Annotated in this window: 23 protein-coding genes; 12 read left to right on the top strand and 11 right to left on the bottom strand. The window is 76.7% G+C overall.

Features of this window, described 5'->3' with window-relative positions; all coding sequences use genetic code 11:
• Nucleotides 1–15 precede the first annotated feature (15 nt).
• The 3 genes from QBL21_RS16530 to QBL21_RS16520 form a co-directional block, all read right to left on the bottom strand.
• The gene (locus QBL21_RS16530) at nt 16–2958 is read right to left on the bottom strand and encodes a hypothetical protein (RefSeq protein ID WP_407562960.1); all 2943 of its coding nucleotides are present in this window, start codon (nt 2956–2958) and stop codon (nt 16–18) included.
• Nucleotides 2959–3116: 158 nt separating this feature from the next.
• Nucleotides 3117–4151, bottom strand: coding sequence for a glutathione S-transferase family protein (locus tag QBL21_RS16525; RefSeq protein WP_407562959.1), 1035 nt, complete (start codon nt 4149–4151; stop codon nt 3117–3119).
• Between the two features lie 110 nt (nt 4152–4261).
• Nucleotides 4262–5062: a GNAT family N-acetyltransferase gene (locus QBL21_RS16520; RefSeq protein WP_407562958.1), complete on the bottom strand. Its 801-nt coding sequence runs from the start codon at nt 5060–5062 to the stop codon at nt 4262–4264.
• Between the two features lie 78 nt (nt 5063–5140).
• Between QBL21_RS16520 and QBL21_RS16515 the strand changes: the two genes are divergently transcribed.
• A complete protein-coding gene (locus QBL21_RS16515; RefSeq protein WP_407562957.1) occupies nt 5141–6214 on the top strand; it encodes a DUF4037 domain-containing protein in 1074 nt (357 codons plus the stop codon).
• Here the strand turns inward: QBL21_RS16515 and QBL21_RS16510 are convergent.
• Together QBL21_RS16510 and QBL21_RS16505 are read right to left on the bottom strand one after the other, a co-directional pair.
• Nucleotides 6207–6479, bottom strand: a complete 273-nt coding sequence (locus QBL21_RS16510; RefSeq protein ID WP_407562956.1) for a hypothetical protein — start codon at nt 6477–6479, stop codon at nt 6207–6209. The two genes, QBL21_RS16515 and QBL21_RS16510, sit on opposite strands and share 8 nt — an antisense overlap.
• Before the next feature lie 3 nt (nt 6480–6482).
• On the bottom strand, nt 6483–6959 hold the full coding sequence (locus QBL21_RS16505; protein ID WP_407562955.1) for a DUF2269 family protein: 477 nt from the start codon (nt 6957–6959) through the stop codon (nt 6483–6485).
• A 77-nt stretch (nt 6960–7036) separates the two neighbouring features.
• On the opposite strand from QBL21_RS16505, the gene QBL21_RS16500 reads away from it, so the two are divergent.
• Together QBL21_RS16500 and QBL21_RS16495 are read left to right on the top strand one after the other, a co-directional pair.
• Entirely contained in the window at nt 7037–7378 is a 342-nt protein-coding gene (locus QBL21_RS16500; protein WP_407562954.1) for a PadR family transcriptional regulator, read from the top strand.
• Complete coding sequence (locus QBL21_RS16495; RefSeq protein WP_407562953.1) at nt 7375–8118, top strand: permease prefix domain 1-containing protein; 744 nt, start codon at nt 7375–7377, stop codon at nt 8116–8118. The genes QBL21_RS16500 and QBL21_RS16495 overlap by 4 nt, the downstream gene beginning before the upstream one ends.
• Nucleotides 8119–8313: 195 nt before the next feature.
• Here the strand turns inward: QBL21_RS16495 and QBL21_RS16490 are convergent, their stop codons facing one another.
• The 4 genes from QBL21_RS16490 to QBL21_RS16475 form a co-directional block, all read right to left on the bottom strand.
• Nucleotides 8314–10629, bottom strand: a complete 2316-nt coding sequence (locus QBL21_RS16490) for a glycosyl hydrolase family 18 protein (protein WP_407562952.1) — start codon at nt 10627–10629, stop codon at nt 8314–8316.
• 294 nt (nt 10630–10923) lie between these two features.
• Nucleotides 10924–11526 (bottom strand): DNA-binding response regulator, encoded by a 603-nt coding sequence (locus QBL21_RS16485; protein ID WP_407562951.1) that lies wholly within the window; start codon nt 11524–11526, stop codon nt 10924–10926.
• Nucleotides 11523–11924 carry a hypothetical protein gene (locus QBL21_RS16480; RefSeq protein WP_407562950.1) on the bottom strand — a complete coding sequence of 134 codons (402 nt, stop codon included), beginning with the start codon at nt 11922–11924 and terminating at the stop codon, nt 11523–11525. The genes QBL21_RS16485 and QBL21_RS16480 overlap by 4 nt, the downstream gene beginning before the upstream one ends.
• Nucleotides 11921–12796, bottom strand: a complete 876-nt coding sequence (locus tag QBL21_RS16475) for a sensor histidine kinase (protein ID WP_407562949.1) — start codon at nt 12794–12796, stop codon at nt 11921–11923. The genes QBL21_RS16480 and QBL21_RS16475 overlap by 4 nt, the downstream gene beginning before the upstream one ends.
• A 191-nt stretch (nt 12797–12987) precedes the next feature.
• Here QBL21_RS16475 and QBL21_RS16470 point away from each other — a divergent pair, with 191 nt between their 5' ends.
• The 4 genes from QBL21_RS16470 (at nt 12988) to QBL21_RS16455 (ending at nt 16314) form a co-directional block, all read left to right on the top strand.
• Nucleotides 12988–13443, top strand: coding sequence for a hypothetical protein (locus QBL21_RS16470; RefSeq protein ID WP_407562948.1), 456 nt, complete (start codon nt 12988–12990; stop codon nt 13441–13443).
• Nucleotides 13444–13480: 37 nt separating this feature from the next.
• A complete protein-coding gene (locus QBL21_RS16465; RefSeq protein ID WP_407562947.1) occupies nt 13481–14104 on the top strand; it encodes a hypothetical protein in 624 nt (207 codons plus the stop codon).
• A gap of 192 nt (nt 14105–14296) precedes the next feature.
• Nucleotides 14297–15262 (top strand): WD40 repeat domain-containing protein, encoded by a 966-nt coding sequence (locus QBL21_RS16460; RefSeq protein WP_407562946.1) that lies wholly within the window; start codon nt 14297–14299, stop codon nt 15260–15262.
• 11 nt (nt 15263–15273) lie between these two features.
• Nucleotides 15274–16314 (top strand): P1 family peptidase, encoded by a 1041-nt coding sequence (locus QBL21_RS16455; protein ID WP_407562945.1) that lies wholly within the window; start codon nt 15274–15276, stop codon nt 16312–16314.
• A gap of 24 nt (nt 16315–16338) precedes the next feature.
• Here QBL21_RS16455 and QBL21_RS16450 read toward each other — a convergent pair whose 3' ends face one another.
• Entirely contained in the window at nt 16339–17616 is a 1278-nt protein-coding gene (locus tag QBL21_RS16450; RefSeq protein WP_407562944.1) for an MFS transporter, read from the bottom strand.
• A 300-nt stretch (nt 17617–17916) separates the two neighbouring features.
• Between QBL21_RS16450 and QBL21_RS16445 the strand changes: the two genes are divergently transcribed.
• Genes QBL21_RS16445 through QBL21_RS16430 form a run of 4 tightly spaced genes read left to right on the top strand, consistent with a single transcriptional unit; the run spans nt 17917 to nt 23988 of the window.
• Nucleotides 17917–19107, top strand: coding sequence for an acetyl-CoA carboxylase biotin carboxylase subunit family protein (locus tag QBL21_RS16445; RefSeq protein ID WP_407562943.1), 1191 nt, complete (start codon nt 17917–17919; stop codon nt 19105–19107).
• Nucleotides 19104–21026: an IucA/IucC family protein gene (locus tag QBL21_RS16440; protein ID WP_407562942.1), complete on the top strand. Its 1923-nt coding sequence runs from the start codon at nt 19104–19106 to the stop codon at nt 21024–21026. The genes QBL21_RS16445 and QBL21_RS16440 overlap by 4 nt, the downstream gene beginning before the upstream one ends.
• The gene (locus tag QBL21_RS16435) at nt 21026–22771 is read left to right on the top strand and encodes an IucA/IucC family protein (RefSeq protein ID WP_407562941.1); all 1746 of its coding nucleotides are present in this window, start codon (nt 21026–21028) and stop codon (nt 22769–22771) included. The genes QBL21_RS16440 and QBL21_RS16435 overlap by 1 nt, the downstream gene beginning before the upstream one ends.
• Nucleotides 22768–23988, top strand: coding sequence for a type III PLP-dependent enzyme (locus QBL21_RS16430; RefSeq protein ID WP_407562940.1), 1221 nt, complete (start codon nt 22768–22770; stop codon nt 23986–23988). Before QBL21_RS16435 ends, QBL21_RS16430 begins: the two co-directional genes overlap by 4 nt.
• Before the next feature lie 13 nt (nt 23989–24001).
• On the opposite strand, the gene QBL21_RS16425 is transcribed toward QBL21_RS16430, so the two are convergent.
• Nucleotides 24002–24985, bottom strand: a complete 984-nt coding sequence (locus QBL21_RS16425; protein WP_407562939.1) for an ArsR/SmtB family transcription factor — start codon at nt 24983–24985, stop codon at nt 24002–24004.
• A gap of 181 nt (nt 24986–25166) precedes the next feature.
• Here QBL21_RS16425 and QBL21_RS16420 point away from each other — a divergent pair, with 181 nt between their 5' ends.
• On the top strand, nt 25167–26156 hold the full coding sequence (locus tag QBL21_RS16420) for an alpha/beta hydrolase (protein WP_407562938.1): 990 nt from the start codon (nt 25167–25169) through the stop codon (nt 26154–26156).
• Nucleotides 26157–26231 lie beyond the last annotated feature (75 nt).

The raw sequence follows: 26231 nt of genomic DNA, 5'->3' as shown, positions 1-26231 counted from the left end.
CGGGGGCCGGCAGCGTCAGCGGTGGGCGCGGGCCCACAGGGCGGGCCAGCCGCCGGAGCCGAGCCACGAGGCGGGCGCCCGCAGCCCGCCGGCCGCGACCCCGTCCCAGAACGCGGCGGTGTCCGCGCCCAGTTCGCGGGCCGCGGGGAAGGCGCGCTGCCAGGGGCCCTCGGGGTCGTCCAGGCCGGTCGCCGGGAAGCCCGGCACGGTGACGGCGCGGGGCTCGGCGACGGCGGCCAGGGGTATCGCGGGCACCCGGCAGGTGACGGCGACGGCCGCGGCGCACAGCAGCGGGGCCGGCGGGCGGCGGGAGACCACGCGGGCCAGGGCGGCGTCGTCCTCGTACAGCAGGTGCCCGAGGGCCGCCCGGACGCGCACGCCCATGAGCCCGATCGCGTACGCGGGTGCCACCGCGGGGCGCCGGACCAGCGCGCGCAGCGCCCTGGGCAGCGGGCCCGCGCCGTCGAGGAGTTCGAGCTGCTCGAAGCGGTCGCGCAGCGCCGGGGCCAGCTCCGCGACCGCGGCGGTCAGCGGGCGTACGCCGGTGGCGGTCCAGAGGGCCGCCGGGGTGGCGGTGCCGTCGTCAAGGACCCGGCGGCAGGCGTGGGCCAGCGACGCGGGGCCGAGCCGGCGCAGCCGGGTCAGGGCGGCCACGGCCGTGGTGGCGGCGGGGCGGCGGGTGCCGGTCGCCGCCGTACGGGTCTCGCGGCCGGCGGCGGCCGGGGCGTCGGGCAGCGTGGCGGCCAGCGCGGTGTAGACCGCGGCCGTCCGGCCCGTGACCTGCTCCGCCCACGCCCGCTCCGCGAGCCGGGCCAGCTCGGGCCCGGCGTCCGCGACGAGCCGCGGCGCCGCCCGCCGCCGGCGCGCGGGACCGGCCGGTGCCTCGTCGGCGGCCGGCGGCGCGCCCGGCTCCGGCGGCCGGGCGCCGGGCAGGGTGGCGACCCAGCGGCGGAAGCGCTCCTCCAGCACCGGGTCGGGGGCGCCGTTGAAGCGGCCGGCCAGCTCGCCGACCAGCCAGCCGCGCTCGGCGGGGCGGGCCGGGCGCAGCTCGGCGTTGGCGAGGATGCGGCCCTTGTCGTCGTGGAGCGCGGCCAGGGCGCTGCGGCCCTTCAGCGCGGCGTCCACGTAGTACGGGGTGGCGATGCAGTTGCCCATGTAGTCGGCCCACCCGGCGAGCGTGCGGGCGCTGCGGGCCAGCCGGAAGCGGACGCGGGTGCCGGGCACGAGCGCGGCGTCGACCGCGGCCAGCGGCGGCGGTACGGGGAACTCGCCGCTCAGCGCCTCGGCCACGTCGATGTCGGCGCGCAGGCTGTCGACCAGCCCCGCCCAGGTCTTCACGCCCTTGCCCGGCGTGCCGCCGAGGGCGACGAGCTGCGCGGCGCCGGAGACCGCGAGACCCACCGAGTCGAGCCGCGGCACCAGCGGCTCGACGGCCGGCGGCGGGTCGTGGTCCAGGCCGAGGGCGTCCCCGCGCGCGGCGACGGCGGCGGCCTCGTGTCCGTGCACCTGCGCGAGCGCGTCGGCCAGGTCCGCGTACCAGAGCAGGTCGCCCAGCACCTCGACATCGTGGGGCGCGGCCGGCTCGCCCTTCTCGCGGCGCTCGCGCAACCGGTCGGCGAGGGAGTCCGCGGTGCCGAAGCGGTCGCGTACCCACGGCGGGATCTCGGACCACTCCTCGGGCGGGCGGACGGGGGTGTAGCCGGTGTGGCGCCGCCAGACCTCCAGGCCGTCCGAAGCCCACGCGTGCAGCGCGTCCTCGGGGACGGCCGGTTCCCCGCGGAGCAGCCGGCCGCACTCCGCGACGGCCACCAGCGCGTAGTCGCGGGCGCGCGCCAGGCGCGGGCGCACCTGCGTCTCGTACGGGACGTTCCCCGGGCCGTGCTTGAGGAGCTGCCGGCGCAGTTCACGAACGTGGCTCGCGGGCCGGGCGGGCAGGCCGGTCAGGCCCGGGACGCGGCGGGCGGCGCGGGCCGCGGCGGCGTCGCCGGTGGCCGCGAGGGCGGCGGCCAACTGCGGCTCCATGCGCGCGAGTCCGACGGCCGGGCCGTGGTCGCTCACGGCGACGGCGGTACGCAGCAGCACGGTGGCGGCCTGGGCGTCCTCGACGATCCGGTACAGCACGCCGCGCCAGTAGCCGTCGGTCGGCGTCCACCGCGCCGCCTCCAGCAGCGGTGTCCGGCCGGTCCGCGTGTCGGACGGCAGCCGGTGGAGCACGACCTCCTCCTCGAACCTCGCGCGCCGGGCGGTGAGTTCGGCCACCCGGTCCTGGCGGGCCTGGGTGGCGAGCAGCCGCTCGCGGCGCACCTGCCGGGCGTGGCCGTCGAGCACCCGGTCCCACAGGTCGGTCAGCAGCGCCGGGCGGCGGGGCCGGGGCAGCGGCGCGAGGACGCGGTCGAGGTGCCCGGCGAGCACGGAGGGGGTGCCGCCGTCGACGGGGTCGACGCCGTCGGGGGCCGTCAGGGCGAGGATCCGCTCGATCTGCTCGGGGCCCAGCACGTCGCTGGCGGCGGACGCGAGCCGTACGGTGCCCCAGCGCTCCTCCGCCACGGCCCGCGCGGCGGCGGCGCCGACGCGCTTGGTCGCGGCGGGGCCGAAGAGCGCCACCATGGTGCCGGCCCGGTCGCCGAGCCGCCCGGCGTCCGCGGGGCCGAGCGCGCGCAGTGCGGCGAGGACCGCGTCACGCTTCTCGCCGCGGGCGCCCGCGAGCCGCGCGGAGCGGAAGCCGCCGCCGAGGTCGACGCCCGCGCCGGCGGCGACGGCGCCGCCGGCCGCGACCAGCCGGTCCAGCCCGGCGAGCGCGGCCCCGGCCGGCTCCTCGCCCGCCTCCGGCGGGCCGAGCGCGACGGGCGCGCCCGCGGGCGCGTCGGCCTGCGCCGCGAGGCGTGCGGGCACGCCGGAGCGGGCGGTCCACACCGCCTGCCCCGTGGTCACCACGCCGTCCGCCAGCCGGAATCTCATGCGCCCCAGGATGGCGGAGGCGGCCCGGGGCCGCCAACGTCATTTCCCGGGCGGGCCGATGGCGCGGCTGCCGAGAGGGCCGGTCACGGCCCGTCCCGGCCGGGCGGGTCGTCCGTCCGGGCCGGGCCGAGCGCCCGCCCCGGATCAGGGGCCCGGGGTCAGGGGCGGCCGGCGGCGGGGATGCGCTCCGCCTCGGGCGGCGGGCCCGGCGGGGTGCCGTCGCCGAACGGACGCCCGCCCAACTGCTCGCGGTGGTGCGGGGTCAGCCAGCCGGACAGGTCGGGCCCGGCGGGGACGATCCCGGTCGGGTTGATGCCCGTGTGGACCTCGTAGTAGTGGCGCTTGATGTGGTCGAAGTCGACCGTGTCGCCGAAGCCCGGCGTCTGGTACAGGTCGCGGACGTACGCCCACAGCACCGGGTCCTCCGCGATCTTGTTGCGGTTGCACTTGAAGTGGCCCTGGTAGACGGGGTCGAAGCGGACCAGGGTGGTGAACAGCCGGATGTCGGCCTCGGTGAGGGTGTCGCCGACGAGGTAGCGGCGGTCGGACAGCCGCGCGGACAGCTCGTCCAGTTGCCGGAACACGTCGTGGTACGCGGCCTCGTACTCGTCCTGGCCGGTGGCGAAGCCGGCCCGGTAGACGCCGTTGTTGACGTTGCGGTAGACGCCGTCCATCACCTCGTCGATCTCGTCGCGCAGCCCCTCGGGGTAGAGGTCGGGCGCGCCGTCGCGGTGCAGCGCGGTCCACTCGGTGGCGAAGTCCAGGGTGATCTGCTGGAAGTCGTTGGTGACGAGCTTGCCGCTGGGCACGTCGACGATCGCGGGCACGCTGACGCCGCCGGGGTAGCCGGTCTCGCGCGCGTCGTACGCCTCGCTGAGGAAGCGGATGCCCAGCACCGGGTCGCGGTCGTCGGGGTCGAGCGTGAAGCGCCAGCTCCGGTCGTCCTGGATCGGGTCGGTGACGCCGACGGAGATCGCGGGCTCCAGGCCGAGCAGCCGCCGGGAGATCAGCGTGCGGTTGGCCCAGGGGCAGGCGCGGTTGACCACGAGCCGGTAGCGCCCGGCCTCGACGGGCCAGCCGTCCTCGCCGGCCGCGGTGATCCGGTCGGCGAAGTGGCTGCGGGAGCGCTTGAAGCGCTTCCTGCCGTACTCCGTGTTGCCCTGACCCGTCCCGTCACTCCCGTTGCTGCTCATCGCCGGCTCCTTCGTCGCGCTGCCTGACACCACCGGCCCCATTGTCCAGTGCCGTCCCGCCCGCTGTCAGGCGATGCGGTGCCCGTCGGGCGAGTCGCGGCACGGCCGGATCACGGCTTTGCCGCGGCGGTGCGGTAGTGGTACGCGCACAGCTCGCGGAAGCCGGCGCAGCCGTACAGCCGCAGGGCCGCCGGGTTGTCGCGCTCCACCTGGAGGTAGAGGTGATCCGCGCCGTGCGCCCCGGCCCACCCCGCCAGGGCGCCGAGCACCCGCCCGCCGGCGCCCCTCCCCCGCGCGGCGGGCAGCGTGGCCATGGCGAAGACGCCGGCCCAGCCGGTGTCGGCGACCGCGCGGCCCACGGCCACCGTCTCGCCGCCGTCCAGGACCCGGGCGTACGCGCACGGGCCGGCGACCCGGTCGAGCAGCCCCCAGGCGGCGGCGCCGTCCACGGCACCGGCGCCGTGGACGGTGTGCCAGACGTCGAACCACGCGCCGTCCGGGCGGTCTTCGACACGTACCCGCAGCCGGTCCCCGGCCTGCCGCCCCTCCACCTCGGCGACCGCGGCGGCCTGGAGGGACACCGGGTGCCCGCGGCGGTAGCCGCGCCGGGCGAGCAGGTCGTCGAGCCCGGCGGGGCAGGCGGCCGGGGTGATCTGGAACCGCGCCGTACGACCGTGCCGGGCGTAGAACGCCTCGGCGTGCACCACCCGGCGCGCCAGTTCCGCCGTCCCGGCAGACCCGTGCGGCAGGACCGAGGCCACCCACCACGAACTGCCGGAGTCGTGCCGCAGCCACCAGCCGTCCGCGTGCTCGACGAGCTGAGCGGGCAGCGCCCGCGCGGCCCGCTCCTGGAGGCCGCGTACGGTCTCGGCCACGCTGCCGCCTTCGCCGGCGGCTTCGTCGGGGATCATCCGGGCACTCTAGGACGGCCTGGCGCGGTGGCGGAAACACGTTGGCCGGGGGCCGCCGGGTCTGCCAGGGTGACGGCGATGAGCACCGCATTCCGCCCCGGTCTCGCACTGGCCCGGGACTTCCACGCCGAGGTCGTCGCCCCCCTCCTGGACACGGCCCTGGCCGGGACGCCGTACGCCGCCGCGCTGCTGGGCTGGGGCTCGGAGGTGCAGGGCTTCGACACCCCGCGCTCGACGGACCACGCCTGGGGCCCGCGGCTCCAGGTCTTCCTCGCGCCGGACGGCCACCGGGAGCACGCCGCCGGGCTGGCCGAACTGCTCGGCCGGGAGCTGCCGGAGCGGTTTTGCGGGTACCCGGTGCGCTTCGCGTTCCCCGGGGGTACGCCGCCGCGGCACTGGGTCGACGTGCTCGACGTCACCGCGCACTTCGCGGACCAGTTGGGCGAGGTGCCCGACGGCGGGCTGTCGGTGGGCGGTTGGCTGGCGGCGCCGTGGCAGGTGCTGCGGGAGCTGACCGGCGGCGCGGTGTTCCACGACGGCGCCGGGCTGCTCACCTCGTACCGGGAAGGGCTGGGGCGCTATCCGGACCAGGTGTGGCGCTATGTGCTGGCGTGCCAGTGGCAGCGGCTGCACCAGGAGGAGCCGTTCGTCGGGCGCTGCGGCGAGGCCGGGGACGACCTGGGCTCCGCGGTGACCGCCGCCCGGCAGGTGCGCGAGCTGATGCGGCTGTGTCTGCTGATGCACCGGGTCCACCCGCCGTACGGCAAGTGGCTGGGGACCGCCTTCGCCGCGCTGCCGGAGGCGGCGGAGCTGGGGCCGCTGCTGTCGGGCGCGCTGGCGGCGCGCGGCTGGCGGGAGCGGGAGCGGCGGCTGTCGCCCGCGTACGAGCTGGCGGCCCGGATGCACAACGGCCTGGGGCTCACGGAGCCGCTGGCGCCGGAGGTGCGCCCGTTCTTCGAGCGGCCGTTCCTCGTCCTGGGCGCCGACCGGTTCTGCGCCGCGCTGCTGGCCACGGTCGAAGAACCGGAGCTGGCGGCGCTGCCGCCGGTGGGGTCCGTGGACCAGTACGTCGACAGCACCGACCTCACGGCGCACGGCTTCGCCGACCGGCGCCGCCGCTACCTCGCCCGGCTCGGCGGGTCCGTCACGTGACCGGCGGTCGCCCGCGGCCCGGCCGGTGCAGCCGGCGCAGCACCAGCAGGCCGCCGACGCCGGGGACGACCGACCGCGGCCGGGTGCCGGGGGTGGTGTTCACCGGGGTCGTCGCCCAGGTGAGGACGATGACCGCGAGGTAGGCGGTGCCGTGGACGGGGCCGCCGAGCGAGGCGACGGCGTCGGTGTGCACGGTGAGCAGGTTGACCAGCAGGGCCGCGAGCGTGACCAGTTCGACGGCGGCGGCGATCCGCAGCGCGCGCACGGCTCACGCCCCCGTGGTGGAGCCGGGGCGGACGATCATCAGCACGACCACGACCGCCCACAGCAGGTTGAAGACCCCGGTGAGCATGGCCAGCCGGCTCGCCGCGGGGCGCAGTCCCTCGCCCTCCGCGGCGGGAGCGTCGCCGCTCGCCCCGGCGAGGAGGCGCTGCTGTCCGGGGAGGATCGCGAGGGCGAGCAGGCAGGCCGCGCCCGTGGTCAGCACGATCGAGGCGAGCAGCCAGGCGTCGGTCAGCACCCCGAGCTGCGCGCCGGTGGCCACGCCGAAGGCGGGGACGGCGAGGCCCACGACGGCGTACGCGCGGCAGATGCGGTGCAGGAACGCGGCGGTGCCGTCGCGGTGCGCGGGGTCGGCGGCGGCCGACTCCCGCGCGATCCGGGGGAACACCGAGGCCGCCACGGCGATCGGCCCGACGGCCAGGATCGCCGCCAGCACGTGTACGGACAGCAGGAACTTCGTCACCGCACCCTCCCTGAAGCACTTGAATATGTTGGCTACCAATACATAGCACACCAACAGCAGGAGGTAGGCTGGCCGTCATGAGAGGCGATCCGGTACGCGGACACTTGGACGGACTGCTGCTCGCCGCGCTTGAGGACGGCCCCCTGCACGGGTACGCGATCATCACCGCGGTGCAGCAGCGCAGCGCGGGCGCGCTGGAGCTGCGAACGGGCACGGTCTATCCGGCCCTGAACCGGCTGGAGCGTGCGGGCCTGCTGCGCAGCGACTGGGAGTCGGTGGGCGAGCGGCGGCGGCGCTGCTACGAGCTGACCGACGCCGGCCGGCGCGCGCTGGCCGACGAGCGCACCGCCTGGCGGGAGTTCACCAGCGCGATCGGCTCGGTCCTGGACCCGGGGCGGGCGCCGAGGCCGGCGACATGAGGGCCGGCGACCGCCGCGCCCCCGGCCCCGGCACCGCAGGCGCGTCCGACGGGTCCGGCCCGTCCGGCGCGGCTTCCGGCGCCCGGGAACGCAGCGCGATCGAGGACCATCTCGCCGCCCTGGACGCCGCGCTGTCCGGGCCCGCCCGCGTCAAGTCCCGGATGCTGGCGGAGGTACGCGACGGGCTCACCGACGCCGCCGACGCGCACGCCGAGGCCGGCGCGCCCTCCCGCACCGCCGCCGCGGCCCGCGCGGTGCGCGACTTCGGCACCGTCGCGGAGGTCGGCCCCGCGTTCCAGCGCGAGCTGACCATCGCCCAGGCCCGGCAGACCGCCCGGGCCGTGGCACTCGTCGTCCCGTTCCTGATGGCCTGCTGGTATCTGGTCGGGGCCACCGCCGAGGACGCCGGCGGCCGGCTGCCCGGCGCCGTGCACGTGCTCGCGGCCAACCTCGGCGGCCTCGCCGCCGTGGCCGCGCTGCTCGCCGCCGGGTCGCTGGCCGCCACCGGCGCGGTCTCCCGCCGGCTGGCCACCCCGCGGCAACTGCCCCTCGTGGTGGCGTGGACCGGCACCACCGCGGCCGTGGCGTTCGCGGTCAGCGCGCTCACGCTGGGCGCGGGCGCGGTGCTGGCGCAGGACTGGCCGGCGAGCGCGCTGGCCGGCACGCTCACCCTCGTCGCGCACACCCGGCTCGCGGCCTCCGCCCGCGCCTGCCGCCACTGCGCGCTGCTCACCCCCTGACGCCCCCTGACACCCTCTGACGCGGCCGCACGCACCGACCGCCCCCGCACGCCGGAGGCGCCGGCGCCCGCGGCGCCGGGACGGCGCGCCGCGGGCGGGGACGGTTGGGCCCGGCCGCAAGGCCGCGGCCGGGCCCGGCCCGTACGGTCGGTGGCGGACCGTACGGCCCCTCCCTGCCCTACGGGAGTCCGCTGTTTACGGGAGTCCGCGATCCAGCGCGTTGAACAAGGTGCCGTTCGGCAGGTCTCCGGACATCTCCCAGACCATCCCGCCGAGCAGCCCCTTCTGTCTGATGTACGCGGTCTTCTGGTCGATCGCCCAGGTGTCGTCGAAGGACCACCACTGGCCGTTCGCCCCGGTGTACCCGTACGTGGCCACCGACTGGGTGTCGTGGTGCACGGTCATGCCCGGCACCATGGCGAGCAGGTTGTCGTAGCCGCGGGTGCCTGCCTCCTCCTGGAACTGGCCGGGCGCGGCCCCGTTGGCGCTCTGCCACTCGCCGTTGGCGCCGCCGGCGGCCACCTGCTGCCAGCCGCGCCCGTAGAACGGGAAGCCGATGGTCAGCTTGCGCGGGCTGACGCCCGCGTCGAGGTAGTGCTGCACGGCGCCGTCGATGCTGAAGTCGTTCGGGTACGGCGACTGCGCGTCCGGGTACAGGTTGGCCTGGTGGCCGGTGCGGTTGGGCTCCCACGAGTTGTCGCTGCCGGAACCGTGGAAGTCGTAGCCCTGGACGTTGGCGAAGTCCATGTACGTGAAGATCTCCTTCAGGTCCCAGCCGGCGTCGATCTTCTTGGGGTCGGCGGGGGTGAAGGCGGTCAGCAGCTTGTGGTCGCCGCCCAGCGCGTCGAGCTGCCGCCGGAACTCGGCGATCAGCGCGGTGTTGTTGGCCTTGTCCTCGGGGGACCAGTGGTTGCCCGGGTGCCCGTCGGGCGAGCCGGGCCACTCCCAGTCCAGGTCGATGCCGTCGAAGATGCCGGCGGCCACGCCGGGCCCGCCGGCGCCGTTGTACGCGGGCAGGTCGCCCTTGATGTACATGTCGATGCAGGACTTGACGAACTTCTCCCGGGACGCGGGCGTCTTCGCGGCGTCGGAGAAGTACTTGGAGTAGGTCCAGCCGCCCAGCGAGATGAGGATCTTCAGGTGCGGGTGCTTGGCCTTGAGCTTCTTGAGCTGGTTGAAGTTGCCGCGCAGCTTGCCCCAGCCGTCGTCGGCCACGCCGTCGACCGACTGGGCGGCGGAGAAGGCCCGGCCGTAGTCGGCCTCGGCGTCGCCGGCGCCGTCGCCCTGGTTGGGGTCCTGGGGGTTCGGCGTGGTGCCCTTGGTGACGCCGTTGAGGCAGGTGAGGTTCTGCGGGTCGATGTTGGCGAAGGCGTAGTTGATGACGTCCATCTTCGCGGCGGCGCCGGAGGTGTCGAGGTCCTTCACGAAGTACTGGCGGCCGTAGATGCCCCACTGCACGAAGTAGCCGACCTTGGCGTAGCCGCCCTGGCCGACGGCCTCGTCGGTGGTCACCGTCAGGGTGTTGCTGGCGGGCGAGGGGTTGTCGGCGGAGTCGCGCGCCTTGACCGTGAAGGCGTACCGGGTCGCGGGTGTCAGCCCCGTCAGCGTGGTGGTCAGGGTGTCGGCGGGCACGCTGGCCACGAGTGCGGTGCCGCGGTAGACGTCGTAGGCGGCGACGCGCTTGTCGTCGGTCGCGGCGTCCCACCTCAGCGCCACGGTGCTGGACGTCACGGCCGTGGACCGCAGGTTGCCCGGCGCCGTGGGCGGCACCGTGTCGGTGGCCGGGTCCACGGTCGTCGCGGTCACGGGGGCGCTGGGCGGGCCCTCGTTGCCGCGGGAGTCCTTGGCCCGGACGGTGAACTGGTAGGAGGTGGCTGGGGTCAGGTCGCGGACGGTGGCCTGGGTGGTGGCGCTGGCCGCCACGACGGCGCCGCCGCGCAGGACCTCGTACGAGGTCACGGGGAAGTCGCCCTGGGTCGCCGCGTTCCACTTCAGCGTCACCGTACGGGCGGTGGTGTCGGCGACGCTCACGCCGCCCGGGGCCTGCGGGGGCACCGCCGGGCTGCCGTCGCACTTGTCGCCGTTGATGAGGCAGCCGGTCGGCGCGGTCATCGGGCCGCTGCCGGTGAAGGTGTAGCTGTACGGCTCGGTGTTGCGGCCGGCCGGCACGCGGGCGTTGTAGTACGCGGGCGTGACGGTCACGTGGCGGCCGTTGACCTGCGCGGTGCCGTGGGTGTGGTTGCTGATCGACACGCCGGCCGGCAGGTCGAACTCCAGCGACCAGTTCTCCACCGCGGCGGTGCCGGCGTTGGCGACCACGAACTTGCCCGTCCACGACGAGCCGCTGCCGGAGCTGCTGAACGTCGCGGTCAGCCCGGCCTGGGCGCTCGCGGGCGGGGCGAGGGTGGTGAGTCCGGTGAGCGCCAGCGCCAGCACGGCGAGAACGGCGAGCAGGCGCCGGGACACGGGAAAGGATCTGAGGCGTAAGGGTGCGGCTCTCTCCAGGGACACGGCTCTCCTTGTCGGGAAGACGGCGTCCACCCGCGCGCCGGGTCGTCCGCGTGCTCGGGTGGTCGGACGCGAATCGTGCGGTATAGACCTCTAAGACAGCCCCGCGTCGCGGACATGTCAACGTGACGGGTGGGAGCGCCGGACCGTACCAATCGAGGCGGCCGGACGACTCCGCCACGCTCCGGCAGGGCGCAAAGGACTGGACCAATCCCCCTAAATTTTACCGTCCCTTGACCCGCTGCCGCCCTCGGCCCGCCCGCGGACAGGGGCCGTCGGGGCGCCGCCGCCCTCCGCTCAGATCCAGCCCTGCTGCCAGGCGCGGTGGGCAGCGGCGTGCCGCGAGGACGCGCCGAGCTTGGCCATCGCGGCGGAGAGGTAGTTGCGTACGGTGCCGGGCGCGAGGTGCACCTCGGCGGCGATCTCCGCCACCGACGCGCCGGTACGGGCCGCGCGCAGCACCTCCAGCTCGCGGTCGCTGAGCGGGCAGTCGTCCTCGGTCAGCGCGGCGGCGGCGATGTCCGGGTCGACGTAGCGGCGGCCGGCGGCGACGTCCCGGACGATCTGCGCGAGCCGGGCCGCGGGCGTCGTCTTGGGCACGAAGCCGCGTACGCCCGCGGCCAGCGCGCGGCGCAGCACGGCGGGCCGGGCGTGCCGGGTGACCATGACGACCTGGGTGGGCAGTTCCGCGCGGATCTCCTCGGCGGCCCGCAGCCCGTCGGTGGGCGGCATCTCCAGGTCGAGCACGGCGATGTCCGGGCGGTGCTCGCGGGCGAGCAGCACCGCGTCGGTGGCGGTGGCCGCCTCGGCGACCACGTCGAGGTCGTCCTCCAGCGCGAGCAGCGCGGCGAGCGCGCTCCTGAGCAGGTCCTCGTCGTCGGCGAGGAGCAGGCGGATCACCGCGCGGCCCCGTTCCCCGGGCCCGGCAGCGAGGCGACGACCTCGAAGCGGTCGCCGTCCCGGCCCCAGGTCAGCTCGCCGCCGGCGTCGCGCAACCGCTCGGCGAGACCGGGCAGGCCGGAGCCGGCGGCGTCGGGGGCCGCGGCGTCCGGGGCGGGAGTGTCCGCGGCGGGGGCCGTGGGCGTACGGGCGGAAGGGGCGGACCTATCCGGTGCGCCTGCGCCGTCGTTGCTGAACCGCAGCCGCGCCAGCCCGCCGGTGAGGCGGTAGTCGACGTCGGCGCGCCGGGCGCTGCTGTGCCGGAGCACGTTGGTCGTGGCCTCGCGCACCACCAGCCCCAGCAGATGCCGCGCCGGTGCGGCGCGGCCGGCGGCGACGGCCGCGGGGTCGAGCGTCATCCGGGCGTCGATGTCGGCCGCGGCGAGCACCGGGTGGCGTTGGCGATCTCGTCGTCCAGCGTGGTGCGGCGGTAGCCGTGCACCACGGCGCGGGTGTCGCGCAGCGCGTCTGCGGACAACTGCCGTACGTCGCGCATCTCGGCGGCGGCGCGCGCCGGGTCGCGCTCGGCGAGCCGGGCGGCCAGCTCGCTCTTGAGCGCGATGACCTGGAGGTGGTGGCCCTGGATGTCGTGCAGGTCGGCGGCGAACCGCAGCCGCTCGTCCTTGACCGCGACCTCCGCCTCCAGCCGCCGCGCCCGGTCCAGCCGCCCGGCGACGTCCCACGCCCACAGCGGCCCGAGCAGTATCCAGACGGTGAACGCGATCAGCCCCGCAGGGAAGAGCGCGGCGTACGCGAACTCCCCGTCGCCGGCGGCGAGGCTGACCGCGCCGCCGGGCAGCGTGGCCAGCACGACGGCTCCGGCGACGAGCAGCAGCCGGCGGCGGCCGGTCAGGTACGTGGCGCCGATCGCCACCGTGACGGCCGGGGCCAGGCCCCACAGCCCGTAGTTCTGCCGCAGCAGCGGCAGGATGGCGAGCACCGCGGTGGCGGCGACCGCGGCGAACAGCCAGCCGCGCGGCGGGCGTACGGGGCCGGGGCCGTCCGGGTCCGGCGGCGCCAGCCGGGCGCTCAGCAGCACCGCGCTGGCCACCGCCGCGACGGCGAGCGCCGCGACCGCCGGGGCACGGGCCCACGCCGGGACGTCGCCGTCCAGCAGCCAGCCGCCGTACAGCGGCAGCAGGCACAGCACCGCCGTGCCGGGCACCGCCCACCACGTGTACCGGCGGAAGCCGGTCAGCCCGGTCCCGCGTTCGCTCTCCCCGTCGCGCACGCCGACATTGTGGCAGCAGGGGCGCGCCCGCGGCCCGTGTCGTACGGCCCGTACCCGCATGACGGATGTCATGCCGGGACGTGACACCGGCACGCGCGGACGTGCGGCTTCGGCACTACTGGCGGGCCCCGCCGCGGGCGCAGTCTGGACGGGCGCCGGGATACCCCGGCCCCGTATCGGAGGAGACCGCCGTGCAGACACCCAGCGAGACCGCAGCCCCGCGTACGTCCCCCGCCGCCGCCCGCCCCGCGGCGCACCACGGCCACGGCTGGTGGCACTTCGCGCGCCACTACGTGGAGATGGTGGTGGCGATGGTCGCCGGCATGCTCGTGCTCGGCGCGGTGGTCCGCGGCGGGCTGTCGCTCGCCGGCTTCGAGCTGTCGGCGGCCCGCCACCCCGAACTGGCAAGCCTGGAGATGGCGTTCACCATGTCGGCCGGCATGGCGCTGTGGATGCGCCGCCGCGGCCACGGCCCGCGGAGCACGGCGGAGATGTGCGGCGCGATGTTCGCCCCCGCGGCCGTGCTGTTCCCGCTGCTGTGGCTGGGGGCGGTGACGCCGGACTCGCTGACGGTGCTGGAGCACCTGGCGATGCTGCCGCTGATGCTGCTGGTCATGCTGCGCCGCCGCGCCGAGTACGGCGCCTGATCCCTCCCCAGCCCCCTTCGCGTACCGAGGAGTCCTCATGACCGTCACGACGCACCGGAAGACCCCCGCCCGACCCGACGTGCCGTCTCCCGCCCGACCCCGTCCCGCAAGGGCGCTGCTGCGCCGCTGGCCGACGGCGCTGGCGCTCGCCCTGACGGTGCCGGGCCTGGTCGCCGGCGGCGACGGCGACCCCGCGGGCGCGGTCGACGCCTTCGGCGAGGCGCTGCCCCTGCTGCCGCTGCTGTACCTGGTCGTCACCCAGGCCGGCCGCCCGCGCTGGACCTGGCCGACGCTGGGCGCCGGCATCGCGGCGATGGTCGCGCTGCGGACGGCCGGGGTGGTGGCGCCGTCGACCGTCCTGGTGGCGGTCGCGCTGGGCCTGCTGGCGTGGGGCACCGTCCGCGGCACGCCGCACGGCGCGGCGGTCTTCGGGCTCCAGAGCGCGGGCGCGGTCCTGTTCTGCGGGCTCGCGCTGGCGGGGCTCGCGGTCGACCCGGACCTGGGCCGCTATCTGGTGGCGGCGGGCTGGCTGTTCCACGGCGTCTGGGACTTCGTCCACCTGCGGATGCGCAGGCTCGACGGGATCGTGTCGCCCACCTTCGCCGAGTGGTGCGGGGTCGTCGACGTGGTGATCGCCGCCGAACTGATCTTCGCCCACTGACCGTACGGACTCCGGCCGCGGCCCGGTGGCGCCGCTCCCGCGCGGGCGCGCCACCGGGCCCGCCGGGTGTCCGCACACGGTCACGGGAGGGGTCCCCGGATCCGCGTGGCAGCCTGGGGCGCCGGCGTACGGACCGCGGTGGTCCGTCGCGGCCTCCGGTGATCCGGCGGTGTCCGAGGAGGGGAGTACGGCGTGGCAGGCTGGCGGGAGCGGCTGCTGTCGAGGCCGGGTGCCCGCGCGCAGCAGCGCGGCGGGATCCAGTCGCTGGCGATGACGCCGGACGGACTCCACGTGATCACCGGAGGCGGCGACGGGCTGCTGCGGATCTGGCGCCTGGCGCCGTGGAAGCTGGTCGCGGAGATCGACACGTACGCGAACACCGTCGCGTCGGTCGCCGTGACACCGGACGGCACGCGCGTCGTCGCCAGCGGCCACGGCACGGTCGGCGTGTGGAACCTCTGGACCGGCGAGCCGGTCACCGGCCCGCTGGAGGTCCACCGGTACATGGGCGAATGGGGCGTGGCGCTGTCCGTGTACGCCGCGCTCACCCCCGACGGCAGGCGGATCGTCACCGGCGGCGGCGAGGGCAAGGTGCACGTCCTCAGCCTGGAGGGCGGCCTCCCGACCGGGCGGTCGATCCAGGCGCACAAGCTGGTCGCCGGGGTCGCGGTCACCCCGGACGGCAAGAAGATCGTCAGCACCGGGCACGAGGACGGCAAGGACGGTGTCGTACGGGTCTGGGACCTGGCCGACGGCAGCCCGGTCGGCGGCCCGGTGACGGCGCACACGTGCTTCGCCCGGGGGCTGACGGTCACCCCGGACAGCACCCGCGCGATCACCGGCGGGCTCGACGGGCGGGTGCAGTTCACCGAACTCGACGGCAGCGGCACGACCACCGGCGTGGACATCGCCGCCCACCGCGAGTCGGTGGCGGACATCGCCGTCACCCCGGACTCCCGGGTCGTCAGCGTCGGCAGCGGCGGCACGGCCCACGTCTGGGACCCGCTCACACCGCCCGCCGCGGCCCGCACGGTCAGGACGGCGTCGCGCTACCTGTCCGCGGTGACGGTCTCCCCCGACGGCCGGCGCTTCGTCACCGCGTCCCGCAACGACGGCGTGCTCCAGGTGTGGAACCTGCGGCCGGCGCCGGGGGCGTAGCCTGCGGCTTCATGGACGAACCCGCCGCCGCCGACCGGCGCCGCGCCCGTGACCTGGGACTGGCCCCGGGCCGGCTCCCGCCCGGGCCGTACGGCGCGATCACCGACGTGCCGGGCGTGCGCGTGGGCCACGTGACGCTGCGCGAGCCCCCGCTGCTGCACAGCGGCGTCACGGCGATCGTGCCCGGGGAGGTGCACCCGGGGGCGCCGCTGCCCGCCGGGGTGTTCGCCGGGAACGGGTACGGCAAGCTGATCGGCAGCACGCAGCTCGCCGAGCTGGGCGCGCTGGAGACGCCGGTGCTGCTCACCTCGACGCTGTCGGCGTTCCGGGCGGCCGACGCGCTCGTCGGCTGGATGCTGGAACGCCCGGCGTGCGCGGACGTGACGAGCCTCAACCCGGTCGTCGGCGAGTGCAACGACGGCGTGCTGTCGGACATCCGGGCCCGGCCGGTACGGGCGGAGCACGTCCGCGCCGCCCTCGACGGGGCGGCCGGCGGGCCGGTCGCGGAGGGGTGCGTGGGCGCGGGCACGGGGGTGGCGGCGCTGGGTTTCAAGGCGGGCGTGGGCACGGCCTCGCGGCTGGTGGAGGTCGGAGGGCGGGGCGCGTGCGTCGGCGTGCTCGTGCAGGCGAACTTCGGCGGCACGCTGCGCGTCCTCGGCCGCACCGTCTCCCCTGCCGACGTCGGCGTCCCCGGCCCCGGCTCCGGGGCCGCGCCGGAGACCGGCTCGTGCATGGTCGTCGCGGCCACCGACGCGCCGCTGGACGCCCGGCAGTTGACCCGGGTGGCGCGGCGCGCGGTCTTCGCGCTGGCCAGAACGGGCGCGTCGTACGGGCACGGGAGCGGCGACTACGCGATCGCCTTCGGCGTACGGCCCGCCGGCCGGCCGCCGGCGGACGCCGCTCTCGACCCGGTCTTCGAGGGGGTCATGGACGCCGTCGAGGAGGCGGTGCTCGACTCCCTGCTGGCCGCCGTGACGACGACCGGCCCGGCGGGCCGCACCCGCCACGCCCTGCCGGCCGGTCCGCTGCTCCGGCTGCTCGGCGACCGCTGAACGCGCCGCGGGCGCCCGGGCGGTTCAGCGGTCGCGGTCGGCGGCGGCGGTCTCGTCCGCGGGCTCGGGGGCGGCCTTCGGGTTCTTCGGGTCGTTCCTGACGTCCGCCACCGCGGGGCGGCGCTCGCCGACCGCGGGGGCGAGGAAGATCGCCGTGGCGACCAGCGCGAGGACGGCGATCATCGCGGAGCGCAGCCCGTAGTGGTCGCCGAGGAGGCCGAGCCCGGGCGGGCCGACCAGGAAGGCTCCGTACGCGATCATCGCCACCAGGCTCACCCGGGCGGTGGGGTTCGGGCCGGAGTCGCCGGCTGCCGAGATGGCGACCGGGAAGCCCAGCGAGGCGCCCAGGCCCCAGAAGAGGACGGCGGCGCCGGCGGCCACCGGATGGTCGACGAAGATCACCACGACCAGTCCGAGGGCCGCGGAGATCGCGCTGGTCCTGATCACGAGGTAGCGCCCGAAGCGGTCGATGAAGAAGCCGCCGCAGAAGCGGCCGACGGTCATGGCGGTGGCGAAGCCCACGTACACCAGGGAGCCCAGCGCCGCGTCCAGGTCGTGGCCGTCGACCATCAGCAGCGGCAGCCAGTCGGTCGCCGCGCCCTCCGCGAGCGCCATGGCGAGGACGACCGCGCCGATCAGCAGCAGCCTGGTGTCCTTCCACAGCGGCCGGCCGGTCGCCGCGCCCTCGCTCCCGGTCTCCTCGTCCGCTTCCACGGCCCCGGGCGCCCGCATGCCGACGCCGCCCGGGACGTCGCCGAAGGAGGCGAGGAAGAGGGCGAGCGCGACGCCGGACATGATGATCAGGTGCCACTGCACGGGGAAGCCGACGGCCGTGGCCAGCATGCCGAGGCTCGCGCCGAGCACCGTGCCGAGGCTGAAGAACCCGTGCAGCGTCGTCATCACGGAGCGTCCGAGCAGCCGCTCGACCTCCGCCCCCTCCACGTTCAGCGCGACCTCGCCCGAGCCGCCGCCGAGGCCGAACACGAAGAGCCCGGCGGTGACCAGGGCCGCCGACGAGGCGAGCGCGCCCGTCCCGACCCCCGCGACCCCGAGCGCGATCAGCACCGTGCCGCCGCCGATCACCGGCCGCGTGCCCATCCGGGCCACCAGCGCGCCCGAGCTGACGATGCCGATGGTGGAGCCGACGGACAGGCCGAAGAGGATCAGGCCCATCTCGGCGGTGGACGCGCCCAGCTCGTCCCGGACGTCCGGGGTCCGGGTCACCCACGAGGAGAGCGACAGGCCGGGTATGAGGAACATCAGGGACAGCGACAGGCGCCGGCGGCGCGAGGCGGTGGCCATCGGGGGCTCTCTTTCGAAACGGTGACTCGTCAGCGCCTGGGCGACGGCCGTGCGGGCAAAGCGGCGGAACCGCGTCGCGGCACGGCTCCCCCCGCAGTGTCGTTCCGACCCCGCCGCGGGCTCAAACCCGTTTCGGTACGTGGACTCCCGCCGGCCGCGCGCCGCAGGGGAGCGCCGGGGCCGCGGGACCCCGCTCTGATTTCGCTCCCCGTGCACCGGCAGGTGATCGACAGAGTAAGGTAAGCCTTACCTCTGCCGCAGGTGGCGGGTGCATCCAGGAAGGTGTCAGGTCAGGATTCCGTGCGGTTATATCTGCTGGCGCGCAACCCCACCGACTCGGTCACGGACGGCTTCCTCCCCGCCGCGCGCCGCCTCGGCCTCGACGTCACCGTGCTCACCGACCAGCCCGGTGCCCACCGGCGGCGCGCCCCCGAACCGGAGACGCTGGGCTGCGACGTGAGCGACTTCCGCGCCGTGATCGGCCGGATCTCCGCCCACCACCGGCCGGACGCCGTCTTCACCAACAGCGACCACCTCCAGACGCAGGCCGCGCTCGCCGCCGACTACTTCGGCCTGCCCGCCAAGAGCTGGCGCGCCGCCCTCGCCACCAAGGACAAGGCGGAGATGCGCCGCCGCCTCGCCGCCGCGGGCGCGGACCCGGTGTGGGCGGCGGAGCTGCCCGCCGACGGGGATCCGGCGGCGCCGGCCGCGCTGGACGTGCCGTACCCGTGCGTGGTCAAGCCGCGCGAGGGCGTCGCCAGCGAGGACGTGGTGCTGGCCGCCGACGCGGCGGAGCTGGTGCGGCGCTGCGCGGAGATCCGGGCACGGCGGCCGGGCGAGGCGCTGGTGGTCGAGGAGTTCCTGGACGGCGAGCTGTACACGCTGGAGACGCTGGGCGACGGGCGGGTGCGCCACCTCCTCGGCGGCTTCCACACCGAACTGTCGCCGCCGCCGCACTTCATCGAGGAGCGCATGGCCTACAGGCCCGCCCACCCCGAAGCGGTCACGGCCGGGGTGCTCGGGCAGCTCGACGCGCTCGGCGTCGGGTTCGGCGCCTGCCACACCGAGTTCACGGTGAGCGCGGGCCGGGCGCGGATCGTGGAGGTCAACTACCGCGCCATCGGCGACCAGTGCGACCTCCTGCTCGCCCGGCTGCTGGACATCCCGTTCTTCGAGCACGTCCTGCGCACGCACCTCGGCGAGCCGCTGCCCGCGGACCTGGGGGCGCGTACCGACGGGCGGGCGCGGCTGTCGTACCCGTGCGCGGACGCCGCCGGGACGCTGACCGCGGCGCCGGGCCCGGCGGACCTGGTGGTGGACGGGGTGGAGCTGGCGTACCGCCCGCTGCGCGAGGTGGGCGAGCACCGCGAACTGCACCGCACCAACCGCGACTTCCTCGGCGTGGCCCGCGGCATCGGCACCGACCAGCGGCGGGTGGACCGGGTGGTGGCGGACTTCCTGGCCGCGCAGCGCTGGGAGATCACGCCGTGAGCGGGGCCGCGCCCGCGGACGGGGACGGCGGGGCCGGGGACGGCAAAGCGGGGGACGCCGAGGAGGACGAGCTGACCCTGCGCGTGCTCAGCGCGCTGCTGCGCGAGGACGTGGTGGGGCTGCGCACCCGCTCGACGGCGGCCGACCGGGCGGACGGGCGCTGGCTGCGCCTTCCCGACCCGGCGGGGGACGGCGCGCTGCTGCTGCCCGTCGCGCCGGACGGCTTCCAGAGCGCGTACGGCGCCCGCCTGCCGCTGCTGCTCCGCGAGAGCGGCGGCGAGACCACCGAGGTCACCGGGTCCGACGCCGTGCTGGCCGCCCTCGCCGGGCACGCCGAGCCCGAAGACCGCGCCGGGTTCGCCGACTTCGCCGCGGAGTGCCGCCGGACGCTGGCCACGGCCCGGCTGCACGGCGCCACCTGGGAGGGGACGGCCGCGGAGCTTGTCGGGCGGTACGGGCCGGACCCGGCGCGCTGGACCGGCCACGCCGGCACGCTCGCGTACGACACCCTCGCCGCCCGCCTCGACCACCCCGTCTACCCGACCTCCCGCGCACGCGCCGGCCTCACGGACGCCGACGTGCGCGCCCACGCCCCGGAGTGCCACCCCCGCTTCGCCCTGCGCTGGCTCGCCCTGCCGCGCGACGCCCTCACCCTGCGCGGCGCCCTCGACCCGGCCGCGGCGCCGGGTCCGCCGGCCGCCTGGCCCCGCCCCTCCGCCCTCGGGCTGCCGGCCGCGCTCGACCGCACCCATCTCGCGCTGCCCGTGCACCCCCTGACCCTCGGTGCCCCGCTGCACGGCGCGCTCGACGCCGCCGGCCTCGCCGGCCGGGCGGCGCTCGCCCCCGACCCGTACCTCGACGTGGTGCCGACGCTGTCGATGCGTACCGTCGCCTCGGCCGCCGACCCCCGGCTGCACCTGAAGCTGCCGCTGGCCACCGCCACCCTGGGGCTGCGCAACCGGCGCACCGTCAAGCCCGCCACCCTGGACGACGGCGCGACGGTCCAGCGGCTGCTGGCGGCCGTCGTCGGGCGCGAGCCGCGCTTCGGCGACACCGTGCTGCACGCCGACGAGACCGCCTACGCGCACGCCGGCCACGAACTGCTCGCCGTGCTGTGCCGCCGCCAGCCCGCCGGGCTCGACGGCGCCCTCGTCGTTCCCCTGGCCGCGCTGCTGGCCCCCGCTCCCGGCGGCCGGCTCGTCGTCGACCACCTCGCCGACCGCTGCCACGGCGGCGACCCCCTCGCCCTGCTCGACGACCTCCTCACCCTCCTCTTCGACTTCCAGACCACGCTGTTCGGCTACGGCATCGCGCTGGAGTCGCACCAGCAGAACGTCTCGCTCGTCCTCGACCCGCCCGACCGCACCGCGGACGGTTGCCCGCGCGTCCGGCTGCTGCTCAAGGACGACGACGGGCCGCGCATCCACCACGCCCGGCTGCGCGCCGCCCTCGGGCCCGACGCGCCGGCCACCGGCGACTTCGCCGACGCCCGGACGCTGTGCGCGGGCGACGGGCCGGTGGCCGACGTCTTCGCCACGATCACCGTCCATCTGTGCGCCGGCGCCTACGCGTTCGGCCTCGCCCGGCACGGCCGCGCCCCGCTCGCGGCGCTGCTCGGGCTCGTGCGCGACCGCCTCGCCGAGGCCGTCGCCCGGCTCGGCACCGCGCCCGGCGAGCCGGGCGCCGTACTGCGGGCCCGCGTGCTGCGCGCCGGCCGGCTGCCGGTGAAGGCGATGGTCACCGCCGGGACGCTGCTGTCCAAGGAGCGCTCGGGGGCGGCCGACGTCAACAAGCACTACACCACCGGCCCCAACTACCTCCGCGACGCGGCCGGAACCGCGCCGCCGCCCGACGCCGTCCCGTCCCCGACCGCCCCGCGCCCGTCCATCCCCTCCCCCCGCCCCGGCTGGAACCATTGATGCCCCTTACCGCCTCAACCGCCACCGTGCCCGCGACGACCTCCGCCGCCCCCGCGCGACCGCCCACCGCCGACGAGGCCGTGGCGCACACCCTGCTCAACTGCCTGCTGCGCGAGGTCTGCGGACCCGAGCGGCAGGCCACCGTCGACGGCGGCCGGCTGCTGTTGCGGCTGTCCCGGCGGGGTGTGCTGCTGCGCGTGGCGCTGCGGCGCACCTCGCTGCTGGGCGCGCACCGCTTCCGCGGGCCGGTCGCCGAGTGGCGCGGCGGCGACTGGGCCGAGGTGGGCTGGCGGCGGCTCGCCGAGCACGTGCAGGACGAGCTGTCGGCGCGTACGGGCGTGCGCAACGACGAGTTCCTGGAGCAGGTCGCCTCCAGCCACCGGGGCACGGCGGCGGCGCTGGCCGCCGCCGTACGCGAGCGGCCGGACGGCTCCGGACCGCTCGCCGCGTATCTGGACTCCGAGCAGTCGCTCCCCCTCGGCCACCGATTCCACCCCACGCCCAAGGCCCGCGGCGGCGGCATGGCCGCCTGGTCCGCCTACGCCCCCGAGGCCGGCGTCTCCTTTCCGCTGCGCCATCTCGCGGTACGCGCCCACCTGGCCGCCGAGGAGAGCGCGGAGCCCGGCGCCGCCGCCCCGCTCGACCGGCTCCGCCCGGTCCCCGACGGCTACCGCCTGCTGCCCGTCCACCCCTGGCAGTACGAACTCCTCGCCGGCCACCCGGCGCTGCGCGCCGCCCTCGACCGCCGGGACGTGCTCGACCTCGGCGCCGGCGGGCCGCCGTGCACCCCGACCGCCTCCGTGCGCACGCTGCACACCGGGGAGGGGTTCCTGAAGTTCAGCCTCAACGTGCGCATCACCAACTGCGTGCGCAAGAACTCCCGTTACGAACTCGCCGGCGCGGTCGCCCTGACCCGGCTGCTCGGCCCCGTCTTCGACGGCCTGGCCGCCCGCCACCCCGGCGCCGCCCTGCTGCGCGAACCGGCGTACCGCAGCCTGGCGCTGCCCGGCCCGGCCGGCGCCCCGGACCCGGCGCTGCTCGAAGGCTTCGGGGTGATCGTGCGCGAGGGGCTGACCGGCGTGCTGCGCCCCGGCGTCACCCCGCTGCTCGCGGGTGCCGTCGCCGACGAGTACCCGACGGGCCCGGCGCACCTGTCGCGGCTGCCCGCCGCCGCCCGCGCGCGCACGGCCCTCGACTGGTGGTCCGCGTACCTGGAGCTGCTCCTCCCGCCCGTCCTCGCCGCCTACTTCGACCACGGCGTGGTGCTGGAGCCGCACCTCCAGAACGTGCTGCTGTGCGTGGACGCCGACGGCATGCCGGCGCAGGTGGTCTTCCGCGACCTGGAGGGCACCAAGCTGCTGCCCGACCGGCACGCCGGCACCCTGGCCGCGCTGCCGGCGGAGGTGGCGGGGCCGATGACGTACGACGCGACCCGAGGCTGGCACCGGGTGGTGTACTGCCTGCTGGTCAACCACGTCGCCGACATGCTCGCCGCGCTCGCCGACCTGCACCCGCGGGCCGAGGCGGCGCTGTGGGAGCGGGTACGCGCCGTGCTGCTGGACTGCGCCCGCGACCTCGGCGACCCGTCCCGGCTGCGCGCCCTGCTCGGCGGGGCGCCGCTGCCGGCGAAGGCCAACCTGCTGACCCGCTGGGGCCGCCGCGCGGACCGCGAGGCGGGCTACGTGCACCTGCCGAACCCGCTCGCCGCCCCGGAACCCGACGCGCCCCGCCGGAGCGCCCGTTGACCGCCCCGACACCCGCGGTACTGGACCGCCTAGGCTCCCTCGGACCCGACCGACTGCCCGCGTACGTCTACGACCTGGCGGCCCTGCGCACCCACGCGGCGGCCGTACGCGCCGCCCTGCCGGCCGCCGTCGAGCTGTACTACGCCGCCAAGGCCAACCCCGAACCGGCGGTCCTGGCCGCCCTCGCGCCGTACCTCGACGGCTACGAGGTCTCCTCCGGCGGCGAACTCGCCCATGTCGCCGCCGCCGTGCCCGGCCGCCGCCTCGCCTTCGGCGCGCCCGGCAAGACGCCCGCGGAGCTGGCCGCCGCCCGCGCGGCGGGGGTACACCGTGTGCACGTCGAGAGCCTGCACGAGCTGCGCATGCTCGGCGAGCAGACCGCGGGCGGCGCCCCGGACGGCGGCGTGGACGTCCTGCTGCGCGTCAACCTGTCCGTCGCCGACGGCTCGCTGGCGGGCAGCGCCCTGGCGATGGGCGGCCGGCCCTCCCCCTTCGGCCTGGATCCCGCCGACGCCGAGGAGGCCGCGCGGCTGCTCGCCCGGGGCGCGTACCCGCGGCTGCGGCTGCGCGGCGTGCACGCGCACCTGGCGAGCGGGCTCGACGCGCCGCGGCTGCTCCGGGTGGCGCGCTCGGTGGTGGCCGGTGCGCTGCGGCTCGCCGACCGGGCCGGGCTCGACGCGCGCGGCCTGGAGGTCAACACCGGCGGCGGCATGGCCGTCGACTACGCCGCCCCCGAGGGCCGGTTCGACTGGCGCGCCTACGGTACGGGGCTGGGCCGGCTGGCCGCGGAGCACCCGGGGCTGACGCTGCGCGTCGAGCCGGGCCGGGCGCTCACCGCGTACTGCGGCTGGTACGCGACCGAGGTGCTGGACGTCAAGCGCAGCCACGGCGAGGAGTTCGCCGTGGTCCGCGGCGGCACCCACCATCTGCGCACCCCGGCGACCAGGGGACACGACCAGCCCTGCACGGTCCACCCCGCGCCCCGCCCGTGGCCGCACCCCTGGCCGCGGCCGGCCGCGCGCGGCGCCGAGGTCACTGTCGCCGGGCAGCTCTGCACGCCGAAGGACGTGCTGGCGCGGGGCGTTGCGGCGGCGGGGCTGCGCGCCGGGGACCTGGTGGTTTTCTCGCTGGCGGGCGCGTACGCCTGGAACATCTCGCACCACGACTTCCTCATGCACCCGCGCCCCGGCTTCCACTTCCTCGACGGGCCCGGGTGAGCGCCCCCGTGCGTCAGCGGCCGAGGAGGTGCCGGCCGCGGCCGGTCAGCCGGTGGACGACGTGCGCGCCCGCGCGCTCGCTGCGCACCAGCCCGGCGCCGCGCAGCACCGTCAGATGGCCGCTGACGGTCGACGCCGGCATGCCGAGGCGGGCGGCGACGGACCCGGTGGTGGCGGTGGCGGCCAGAGCGTCGAGCACCCGGGCGCGGGCCGTGCCGAGCAGCGCGGCGAGCGCGGCCGGCGGCCGGCCGGGGCCGGGCACCGCCGGGCGGCGGCGTACCGGATAGACCACCACCGGCGGCAGGCTGGGGTCGGCGATCGCGATGGGCGCGGTGTGGCAGAAGAAGGACGGGATGAGCCGTACGCCCCGGCCGCGCAGCCGCAGGTCGTAGTCCACCGGGTACGGCGCGGTCAGCACCGTACCCCGCCACCGGAACGGCCGCAGCGTGCCCAGCACCGCCGGCATCCCGCCGTCCAGCGCGTCCATCCGCCACTCGCGGTCCGCGGCGATGGTGGCCTCCACCTCGCTCCACTCCGGCACGATCAGCCGCGCGTGGAACTGCCGTACCGCGTCCGCGACCCGGCCGAGCTGCGCCCGGTCCCCCGCCGCGAGGCACCGGGTCCACGCGGGCAGCGGCCGGTGCCGGGCGGCCTCGCGCAGTTCGCGGGCGAGCCGCCGGCCGGGCGTGGCCAGCAGCGTCTCCAGCGCCGCGGACAGGCCCTCCTCGGACTCCACCGGGGTGAGGAAGTCGGGGAAGTACGCGGCGTCGGCGGGGGCCAGGTCGCGCAGCAGCCGGCAGGCGGCGCGCAGTTCGCCGCCGTGCAGCCGCGCGACGGCGCGGCGGCGCCACGGGCGCAGCCTGGCGGGCAGACGGGCCGGGGGCGTGCTGAGCACGTGCAGCCCGAGGACCGCCTCCCACATGGGGTCGGCGCTCCCGGTGAGCTGGACGTGCCGGAAGTCGCGGTCGCCGAAGTGGATGCGGAGCGTGCCGGCCATTCCGTGAGGCTAGGACCCCGGGGCCCGCCGCGCGGTGCGCTTTTCGACCGAGCCGGAAAAGCCCCGCCCGTCGCCCGGCGGACCGCCGCCTACGATCCGTGGCCTGCACACGGAGCGCACGAGCCCGGGCCGGCGGACCCCGGCCCGGTGCCGCGTATCGACACGGCCCAGGAGGTCAAAGGTGAGCGAGACCCGTCCCACCCGCCGACGTGTTCTCAAGGCCGCGGGCGGCCTCACGGCGGCGCTGGCCGCCGGCGGCGCCGGCGTTCTCGCCGCGGCGTCGCCCGCCGGCGCCGCGGACGACGGCTTCGGCCTGCGGATCGTCGACCGCAACGAGTCCGATCCCCGCATGTGGTACTACCGGTTCGCGACCGACGCCGTCGGCTGGGACCCCGGCGTCAACGTCCTGCTGCCCGACGGCTACCACGGCAGCGGGCTCCGCTACCCGGTGCTCTACCTGCTGCACGGCGGCGGCACCGACGCGGACTTCATCCAGTTCGACCGGCTCGGGATCCGGGCGCTGACCGCCGGGCGGCGCGTCATCGTCGTGATGCCCGACGGCGGCCACGCCGGCTGGTACTCCAACCCCGTCTCCTCCAACGCCGGGCCGCGCAACTGGGAGACGTTCCACATCGCGCAGTTGCTGCCGTGGATCGACGCCAACTTCCGTACCTACGCGGAGTACGACGGCCGGGCGGTCGGCGGGTTCTCGATGGGCGGCTTCGGCGCGCTGAAGTACGCGGCCAAGTACTACGGGCACTTCGCCTCGGTCAGCTCCCACTCCGGCCCGGCGAGCCTGCGCCGGGACGCCGGGCTCGTCGTGCACTGGGCGAACGTGTCGTCGGCCGCCGTGGAGCTGGCCGGCGGCACGGTCTACGGCGCGCCGCTGTGGGACGAGGCGCGGGTCAGCGCCGACAACCCGATCGAGCGCATCGGCAGTTACCGCAACAAGCGGGTCTTCATGGTCGCCGGCACCAGCCCCGACCCGGTGAACTGGTTCGACACCGCCAACGAGACCCAGGTGCTCGCCGGCCAGCGGGAGTTCCGCGGCGCGCTGGCCGGGGCAGGCATCCCGCACGAGTGGCGCGAGGAGCCCGGCGGGCACGTCTTCCGCCCCGAGGTGTTCCGCAGGGACCTCGACGGCGTCATCGCCCGGCTGCGCAAGGCGTAGCCGGGGCACATCCGGGCGGCGCGACCGTACGCACCCCCCACCCCGCGCAAACCCCCCACGCAAACCCCCCACGTC

Source organism: Streptomyces sp. 184, from assembly GCF_045781775.1.
Lineage (GTDB): Bacteria > Actinomycetota > Actinomycetes > Streptomycetales > Streptomycetaceae > Streptomyces.
This window is presented reverse-complemented; position numbering and strand designations above follow the sequence as displayed.

What these genes read in the sequence shown, in the direction of transcription:
- QBL21_RS16520 (WP_407562958.1), bottom strand. Translation starts at nt 5,062, where the DNA reads ATGATCCCCGACGAAGCCGCCGGCGAAGGCGGCAGCGTGGCCGAGACC.
- QBL21_RS16435 (WP_407562941.1), top strand. Translation starts at nt 21,026, where the DNA reads ATGCCCCTTACCGCCTCAACCGCCACCGTGCCCGCGACGACCTCCGCC.
- QBL21_RS16500 (WP_407562954.1), top strand. Translation starts at nt 7,037, where the DNA reads ATGAGAGGCGATCCGGTACGCGGACACTTGGACGGACTGCTGCTCGCC.
- QBL21_RS16455 (WP_407562945.1), top strand. Translation starts at nt 15,274, where the DNA reads ATGGACGAACCCGCCGCCGCCGACCGGCGCCGCGCCCGTGACCTGGGA.
- QBL21_RS16450 (WP_407562944.1), bottom strand. Translation starts at nt 17,616, where the DNA reads ATGGCCACCGCCTCGCGCCGCCGGCGCCTGTCGCTGTCCCTGATGTTC.
- QBL21_RS16480 (WP_407562950.1), bottom strand. Translation starts at nt 11,924, where the DNA reads ATGACGCTCGACCCCGCGGCCGTCGCCGCCGGCCGCGCCGCACCGGCG.
- QBL21_RS16425 (WP_407562939.1), bottom strand. Translation starts at nt 24,985, where the DNA reads ATGGCCGGCACGCTCCGCATCCACTTCGGCGACCGCGACTTCCGGCAC.
- QBL21_RS16515 (WP_407562957.1), top strand. Translation starts at nt 5,141, where the DNA reads ATGAGCACCGCATTCCGCCCCGGTCTCGCACTGGCCCGGGACTTCCAC.
- QBL21_RS16525 (WP_407562959.1), bottom strand. Translation starts at nt 4,151, where the DNA reads ATGAGCAGCAACGGGAGTGACGGGACGGGTCAGGGCAACACGGAGTAC.
- QBL21_RS16465 (WP_407562947.1), top strand. Translation starts at nt 13,481, where the DNA reads ATGACCGTCACGACGCACCGGAAGACCCCCGCCCGACCCGACGTGCCG.
- QBL21_RS16495 (WP_407562953.1), top strand. Translation starts at nt 7,375, where the DNA reads ATGAGGGCCGGCGACCGCCGCGCCCCCGGCCCCGGCACCGCAGGCGCG.
- QBL21_RS16530 (WP_407562960.1), bottom strand. Translation starts at nt 2,958, where the DNA reads ATGAGATTCCGGCTGGCGGACGGCGTGGTGACCACGGGGCAGGCGGTG.